Source organism: Streptomyces sp. NPDC102278, from assembly GCF_044766345.1.
In the GTDB taxonomy this organism is placed as follows: Bacteria; Actinomycetota; Actinomycetes; order Streptomycetales; family Streptomycetaceae; genus Streptomyces.
The window spans coordinates 929,758-937,264 of sequence record NZ_JBIWLV010000001.1 but is presented as its reverse complement, the minus strand read 5'-3'; the positions used below and the strand labels follow the sequence as shown (position 1 = coordinate 937,264).

Sequence of the window (7,507 nt, the reverse complement as noted above, 5' to 3'; positions counted from 1 at the left end):
ACTGGGCCGAGGGGTGCGAGGGTGGCGGTGAGGGATGGGTCTCAGGAACCGGTGTGGGACGAGCGGCGGGTCGAGCGGAAGCGCTGAGGCCCTGCGGTGCGTTTCGACGGGCGGAGTCCGGCGCAGCCGACCGAAGCCGCTGAGGCCCCTGGGCCGAGGGGTGCGAGGGTGGCGGTGAGGGATGGGTCTCAGGAACCGGTGTGGGACGAGCGGCGGGTCGAGCGGAAGCGCTGAGGCCCTGCGGATCGAGCGGAAGCGTTCGGGGCGGACCACCCCGGCGCGGATTTCGAGGGGGAGACGGCGTGCGGCTGCGACCTGGCATCTGGCTCGTGGGGTGGGGTTCCCGAGGTGGCGCGGGTGCGCCCGGCCCGGGGGGTGGCCGGCTCGCCTGGCTGCTCCGGCCCGCGCCCCGGTCCCTGTGGGCGCTCTCCCTCGCGATCGTGCTGACGATCGCGGTCTCGACGAGCCTGCGGGAGAACTGGGGCTCGGACAACGCCTTCGTGGTCAAGGCCGCGGACGCGCTGCTGGCCGGTGTGTCCCCGTACGAGGACAAGCGGTTCCTCTACCTGCCGAGCGCGGTCCTCATGGCGGTGCCGGAGGCGCTGCTGCCCACGTGGGCGCTGCGCTGGCTGCTTCCGTTGGGGATGTCGGGGTTGATCGGGGTCGGGTGGTGGGCCGCGCTGCGGCTGTTCGCGGTGCCCGCGACGTCGCGGTTCGCGATCGGCGGTTTCGGGCTGTTCGCGCTGGCCTACAAGCCGTACCTGAACCTGGTGCTGATCGGGAACTGGACGGCGATCTCGGCGGCCGCCCTGCCGGTGGCGCTGCTGCTGGCGCACCGGCGTTCCTGGGCGGCGGCCGGGCTGGTGGTGGGCCTGGCGATCGCCTGCAAGCCGATGCTGGTGCCGATCGGCGTGCTGTTCCTGGTGGCCCGGCAGTGGCGGGGGCTGGCCGCGGCGGTGCTGACCCCGGTGGCGCTGTCCCTGCTGGGGGCGCTGTTGATGCCGAGTCCGACGCTGTTCTTCACCAAGACGCTGCCATTCCTGCTCCAGGGGCAGGACGAGTACGCCCTGCCGTGGGACGCCTCGCCGATCGCGGTGCTGCCGCGGCTGGGGGTGCCGGGGGTGTTCGCCGTGCTGGTGGCGTTCGCGGGGGCGGCGGGCGGCCTGTGGGCGGCCTGGGTGCGCTGGCGGCGTACCGATGACGTCGACGACGGTGAACTGCGGCTGGTCGAGACGGCCTGCATGGTGATGCTCGCCGCATTCCTGGTGTCACGGCCCTCCTTCGACCACTACCTCCTGGTGGTGCTGCCGCTGCTGCTGGCGTCGGGGGTCCGGGCCGGTTCGACGCCGCGCTCGCCCTGGTTCTGGGCGGCGTTGGTGCCGCAGGTGGCGGGGGTCCCGTGGCCCACCGAGCTGGCCCGCAAGAGGCGGGCGTTCCGCGACTGCGTGACGCTGTGCGGGCTCGCGATCGTGCTGGCGCGTCGTTCGCCGCGCTCCGTTCGGGTTACTCTGGACCCGGTAACAACTGCGGGGTCCCCACCCAGGACCGAACCGGAGTGCGCCGCGACGTCGACCGAGTCGGCATCGCGGACCGCGTTTTGACCCGTACGGGTCTGCTTGGGTACCCTGCTGGTTTGTTCTGCGTATTGGCTTGCTCATTCTCACGTGAAAGGGCCTTGCGCCGGTCCACCGGACCGATGACCAGCAGTTCACGCTCGGGTTGCGTCCCCGATGTGAACGAGGGCTGTCGTGATCGTCCGTGGTGACCCTGTCAGGACCTTCCCGTGGGGCTTGCGCCCTTGGGATACCACCACTGAAGAAGCGAAGGCATACGCGTGCGTACGTTCAGCCCCAAGCCCGGCGACATCTCGCGCCAGTGGCTCGTCATCGACGCCCAGGACGTTGTCCTCGGCCGTCTGGCGACCCAGGCCGCTGCCCTCCTGCGGGGTAAGCACAAGCCGACCTACGCCCCCCACATGGACATGGGCGACTTCGTCATCATCGTCAACGCCGACAAGGTTCACCTGTCCGGCAACAAGGCGACCCAGAAGATGGCGTACCGCCACTCGGGCTTCCCGGGCGGTCTCCGTTCGGTGCGCTACGACGACCTCCTGGCGAACAACCCGGAGAAGGCCGTCGAGAAGGCCATCAAGGGCATGCTCCCCAAGAACACCCTGGGCCGTCAGATGCTCTCGAAGCTGAAGGTCTACTCGGGCGACCAGCACCCCCACGCTGCCCAGCAGCCGGTGCCGTTCGAGATCACCCAGGTCGCGCAGTAGTTCCGGCCACCCCCTAAGACGTAGAAAATTCTGAGGAGCATCGTGGCCGAGACCACCGCCGAGACGACCCCCGTCGAAGAGTTCGAGGGCAACGTCGAGGAGTACACCAGCGAGTCCGAGGTCGTCGTCGAGGGCGACTACACCTCCGAGTCCCTTGCCGGTCGCTTCGGCGACCCCCAGCCGGCCGCCGGCCTGGGCCGTCGCAAGAACGCCATCGCCCGCGTCCGGATCGTTCCGGGCACCGGCAAGTGGAAGATCAACGGTCGCACCCTTGAGGACTACTTCCCCAACAAGGTGCACCAGCAGGAAGTCAACGAGCCGTTCAAGCTCCTGGAGCTGGACAACCGTTACGACGTCATCGCCCGCATCTCGGGTGGCGGCGTTTCCGGCCAGGCCGGCGCCCTGCGCCTCGGTGTGGCCCGTGCGCTGAACGAGGCGGACGTGGACAACAACCGCCCGGCGCTGAAGAAGGCCGGCTTCCTCTCCCGCGACGACCGTGCGGTCGAGCGCAAGAAGGCCGGTCTCAAGAAGGCCCGTAAGGCTCCGCAGTACAGCAAGCGTTAATCTGCGCCTGCTGTTCCGCAACGAAACCGCCCCGGCAGCACTCTTCGTGCTGCCGGGGCGGTTCGTTTACCGCCACAAGCGGCACATATTTGTCACAGCGGTCACAAGCGAAGCGTTAACTCGGGAGGACAACAGTGGGACGACTCTTCGGGACGGACGGTGTACGGGGCGTTGCCAACGCGGATCTGACGGCCGAGCTCGCGCTCGGTCTCTCCGTGGCGGCCGCACACGTACTGGCCGAGGCGGGTACGTTCGCCGGTCATCGGGCCACCGCGGTGGTCGGCCGCGATCCGCGCGCGTCCGGTGAGTTCCTGGAGGCCGCGGTCGTCGCCGGCCTCGCGAGCGCGGGCGTGGACGTCCTGCGCGTCGGTGTGCTGCCCACCCCGGCGGTGGCGTATCTCACCGGTGCGCTGGGCGCCGACCTCGGCGTGATGCTCTCCGCCAGCCACAACGCGATGCCCGACAACGGCATCAAGTTCTTCGCGCGCGGCGGCCACAAGCTGGCCGACGACCTGGAGGGTCGGATCGAGTCCGTCTACGAGGAGCACCGCACCGGCGCTCCCTGGGACCGGCCCACCGGCTCCGGCGTCGGCCGGGTCTCCGACTACGACGAGGGCTTCGACAAGTACGTCGCGCACCTCATCGGTGTCCTGCCCAACCGCCTCGAAGGCCTCAAGGTCGTTCTCGACGAGGCGCACGGCGCGGCCGCCCGGGTCTCGCCCGAGGCGTTCACGCGGGCCGGCGCGGAGATCATCACGATCGGCGCCGAGCCGAACGGCCTGAACATCAACGACGGCTGCGGCTCCACCCACCTCGGGCTGCTCAAGCAGGCCGTCGTCGAGCACGGCGCCGACTTCGGCATCGCGCACGACGGCGACGCGGACCGCTGCCTGGCCGTGGACGGCGACGGCGAGGAGATCGACGGCGACCAGATCCTCGCGGTGCTGGCGCTGGCCATGCGCGAGGCGGGCCAGCTGCGCGAGAACACCGTGGTGGGCACCGTGATGTCCAACCTGGGCTTCAAGCTGGCGATGGAGGGCGAGGGCATCCAGGTCGTGCAGACCGGGGTCGGCGACCGCTACGTGCTGGAGTCGATGAAGGAGCACGGCTACGCGCTGGGCGGCGAGCAGTCCGGCCACGTGATCATCCTCGACCACGCCACCACCGGCGACGGCACGCTGACCGGCCTGATGCTGGCCGCCCGCGTCGCCGCCACCGGCCGTTCCCTGGCCGACCTGGCCGGCGTGATGCAGCGGCTGCCGCAGGTCCTGATCAACGTCCCGGACGTGGACAGGACCCGGGTCACCACCTCGGCCGAGCTGGCGGCGGCGGTCACCGACGCCGAGCGCGAGCTGGGCACCACCGGTCGCGTGCTGCTCCGTCCGTCCGGTACGGAGCCGCTCGTACGGGTGATGGTGGAGGCCGCCGACATCGAGCAGGCCCGCGCGGTCGCGGGGCGGCTCGCGGACGTGGTGAAGTCGGCCCTCGGCTGACCGACCCGCACCTCAGCTTTTCCCGTGGCGGACCCAACGACCTCGTTGGGTCCGCCACAGCAGTTTCTGCGCGAACAGGGTCAGGATCCCGGCGAGCATGATCCCGCCGAGGTTCACCAGCAACTGCTCGACCGAGCCCCACATCTGGGCGAGTTCCCCGTAGCCCAGGGCCACGGCGGCGTTGGCGGCCGCGGGGACGGTGGTCACCGAGATCGCCACGCCGACCAGCGCGCCGGACTTCGCCGAGGTCAGCGAGAGCACCCCGGCCACGCCGGCGAGCAGCGAGACCACGAAGGACAGCGGGTCCGGCTTCCAGATGAAGCCGGTGTTCGGGCGGGGGCTGTCCAGCATCTCCTCGGAGAACTGTCCGATCGCGTCCATGCCCAGGCTGAACACCGTGGTGGCGGCGATCGCGACGGCGAAACCGATCAGCAGCGCGCCCAGTGAGCGCAGGGCGAGCCGTGGGGCGCGCCGCACGACCGCCGTGCAGACCCCGGCGAGCGGGCCGAACTCGGGCCCGACGGCCATCGCGCCCACGATCAGGACCGCGTTGTCGAGGACCACGCCGCAGGCCGCGATCATCGTCGCGAGCATCATGAAGGCGCAGTAGGTGATGGTGAGCGTGGACTCCTCGTGGGTGGCCTCGGTCAGTTGCTCCCACAGCACCGCGTCGGCGCCCTCGCCCGGCGCCTCCTCCTCGGCGGCGTCGGCCCGCTTCGACAGCGACAGGTCGATGTTCTCGACGGCGATCGAGCCGTCCTCGTCGATCCCGAGCGCCCGCAGTTCCCGGATCAGTTCGTCACCGGCCTCCCGGGCGACGTCGCACAGGACGAGATCGCCGCGGGGGTCGCGGCCGGCGCCCGGCAGGACGACGAGGTGGGCGGTGCCGACCGTGGACTCCACGACGTCGACGACGGCGTCCGTGCGTTCGGACGGGATGATCATCCGCAGATGCAGCATGGCCGCACCCTAGGCCCTGTCGTCGGGGATTCGCCCGGCCGGTGGCGGTCAGAGCTTGCGCAGGCTCAACTTCTGGACCTTGTGGTCCGGGCCCTTGCGGACGACGAGCGTGGCCCGACCGCGGGTGGGTGCCACGTTCTCCAGCAGGTTGGGCTTGTTGATGGTCCGCCACATGGTCCGCGCGTACTCCATGGCCTCCTCCTCGGAGACCTGCGTGTACTTGCGGAAGTACGAGAAGGGGTTCTGGAAGGCGGTCTCGCGCAGCTTCCGGAAGCGGCCCAGGTACCAGCGCTCGATGTCCTCGGGGCGCGCGTCCACGTACACGCTGAAGTCGAAGTAGTCGGCGAGGCCCACGCGGGTGCGGCCGTCCTTGCCGGGCAGGGCCGGCTGGAGCACGTTGAGCCCCTCGACGATCAGGATGTCCGGGCGGCGCACGACGAGTCGCTCGCCCGGGACGATGTCGTAGATGAGGTGGGAGTAGACGGGGGCGGTGACCTCGTCCTTGCCCGCCTTGATGTCCGCGACGAACCGGGTGAGGGCGCGGCGGTCGTACGACTCCGGGAAGCCCTTGCGGGCGGTCAGGCCGCGCCGCTGGAGTTCCTTCATCGGGTACAGGAAGCCGTCCGTGGTGACGAGCTCCACGCGCGGGTGCTCGGGCCAGCGGGCCAGGAGGGCCTGGAGGAGACGGGCCACCGTGGACTTGCCGACCGCGACGGAGCCGGCGACCCCTATGACGAAGGGGGTGCCCGTCTGGGCGCCGTGGCCGTTGCCCGCGTCGCCGAGGAAGGTGTTGAGGGTGCCGCGGAGATTGTCGGTGGCGCCGACGTACAGGTTGAGCAGGCGCGACAGCGGCAGGTAGACGTCCCGTACCTCGTCGAGGTCGATCACGTCCCCCAGACCGCGGAGCCGCTCGACCTCCTCGGCGGTGAGGGGGAGGGGGGTCCGCTCGCGCAGGGCGCTCCACTCGGCCCGGGTGAGGTCGACGTACGGGGAGGCGTCGGGAGCCCGGCGATGGCCGGCGCGCTCCGTCGCGCGGTCCGGCGTGCTTCGTGGCGGCGAAGTGATCACACTGCCATTGTCGGGGCTCGGGACCGCTTGTGGGTGGTGGGGTCGGTCACGTGCGGGGCGGGCCGGGGGCGGGATCGCGCGGCCACGGTCTCGATTCGACGTCACGGTCGGTATCGCCAGGGTCACGATTGCGCCGATGGCCGATCAAACCTGATCGGGTGATCGGGTTTTACTTTATCTTGATGTTTGCCGCGGCTCCGATGCGCGCCCCTCACCAGGGCGTTTCCGGGGCCGTCCGGCATGCCTTCCGAGTTTTCTGTGTACCGCCTGTGGGGGAGAAACACCGTGCGTTCCGCTTTTGTCCGTCGTACCGTCCTGACCGCTTCCGCCGTGTCCCTGACGCTGCTGGCCACCGCCTGTGGCTCCGACAAGGCCTCCGACACCACGACGGACGCCAAGGCGTCCGCGGGCGCCTCGTCGTCGGCCGCTCCCGCCGCCAAGGGGAAGACGGCGGCCGAGCTGGCCCCGCTCCTGGTCACGCAGGCCGAGCTGCCCACGCACAAGATCGAGCCGTTCAAGGAGGAGAAGACCGCCCCGGTCGACTCCGACAAGCCCGAGTGCAAGGTGCTGGCCCAGGCCCAGTCCATGCAGCCGCTCGCCACGTCCACCGGTGTGGGCCGGATCATGGCCGTCGAGCTGCCCAAGCCGGCGGCCGAGGGCGCGAGCGTGGACGAGAAGCTGGAGGCGGCCATGGGCGCCCTGAAGTCGACGGCGACCTCGGTCACCCTCTCCTCCTACGACGGCAAGGGCGCCGAGGACGCGTTCGCCTCCGTCAAGACCGCGATCACGGCCTGCGCCGGCGGCTTCGCCATCAGCTCGGAGGGCGAGAAGACCCCGATCGGGAACGTCACGGCCCAGCCGGTGACCTCCGGTGACGAGGCCGTCGGGTTCTCCACCGTGATGGACATGGGCGACGGCCAGAAGAAGAAGACGCACACGGTCGTCGTGCGCAAGGGCAACACCCTGGCGACGTTCTGGGCGCTGAACCTGGCCGGCGACTCCGAGCAGCCGAAGGTCGTCGTCGACGCGCAGGTCAAGAAGCTCGGCTGACCCCGGCGGCGGCGGCGCCGCCCCCGCCGCCCCGGCGAACTCGCCGGGACGGTGGGGGCGGCTTTTTTCGTCCTGTTCAGGTACCGGGCAGGAG

At 70.4% G+C, this 7,507-nt stretch carries 7 protein-coding genes; 5 read left to right on the top strand and 2 right to left on the bottom strand.

Features of this window, described 5'->3' with window-relative positions:
- The first annotated feature begins 302 nt into the window (after positions 1 to 302).
- The 4 genes from ACIRO3_RS04285 (at position 303) to glmM (ending at position 4,335) form a co-directional block, all read left to right on the top strand.
- Positions 303 to 1,601 carry a glycosyltransferase family 87 protein gene (locus ACIRO3_RS04285; protein WP_404132179.1) on the top strand — a complete coding sequence of 433 codons (1,299 nt, stop codon included), beginning with the start codon at positions 303 to 305 and terminating at the stop codon, positions 1,599 to 1,601.
- Positions 1,602 to 1,834: 233 nt separating this feature from the next.
- Entirely contained in the window at positions 1,835 to 2,278 is a 444-nt protein-coding gene (gene rplM, locus ACIRO3_RS04280) for a 50S ribosomal protein L13 (protein ID WP_030230678.1), read from the top strand.
- Between the two features lie 42 nt (positions 2,279 to 2,320).
- Positions 2,321 to 2,842, top strand: a complete 522-nt coding sequence (gene rpsI / locus ACIRO3_RS04275; RefSeq protein ID WP_053682604.1) for a 30S ribosomal protein S9 — start codon at positions 2,321 to 2,323, stop codon at positions 2,840 to 2,842.
- A 134-nt stretch (positions 2,843 to 2,976) separates the two neighbouring features.
- A complete protein-coding gene (gene glmM / locus ACIRO3_RS04270) occupies positions 2,977 to 4,335 on the top strand; it encodes a phosphoglucosamine mutase (protein WP_361779674.1) in 1,359 nt (452 codons plus the stop codon).
- A gap of 12 nt (positions 4,336 to 4,347) precedes the next feature.
- Here glmM and ACIRO3_RS04265 read toward each other — a convergent pair whose 3' ends face one another.
- Both ACIRO3_RS04265 and coaA read right to left on the bottom strand, forming a co-directional pair.
- The gene (locus ACIRO3_RS04265) at positions 4,348 to 5,295 is read right to left on the bottom strand and encodes a DUF389 domain-containing protein (protein ID WP_361779671.1); all 948 of its coding nucleotides are present in this window, start codon (positions 5,293 to 5,295) and stop codon (positions 4,348 to 4,350) included.
- A 48-nt stretch (positions 5,296 to 5,343) separates the two neighbouring features.
- Positions 5,344 to 6,363, bottom strand: a complete 1,020-nt coding sequence (coaA, locus tag ACIRO3_RS04260; RefSeq protein ID WP_361779668.1) for a type I pantothenate kinase — start codon at positions 6,361 to 6,363, stop codon at positions 5,344 to 5,346.
- Positions 6,364 to 6,648: 285 nt separating this feature from the next.
- On the opposite strand from coaA, the gene ACIRO3_RS04255 reads away from it, so the two are divergent.
- Entirely contained in the window at positions 6,649 to 7,413 is a 765-nt protein-coding gene (locus ACIRO3_RS04255; RefSeq protein WP_365998811.1) for a hypothetical protein, read from the top strand.
- The last annotated feature ends 94 nt before the right edge of the window (positions 7,414 to 7,507 follow it).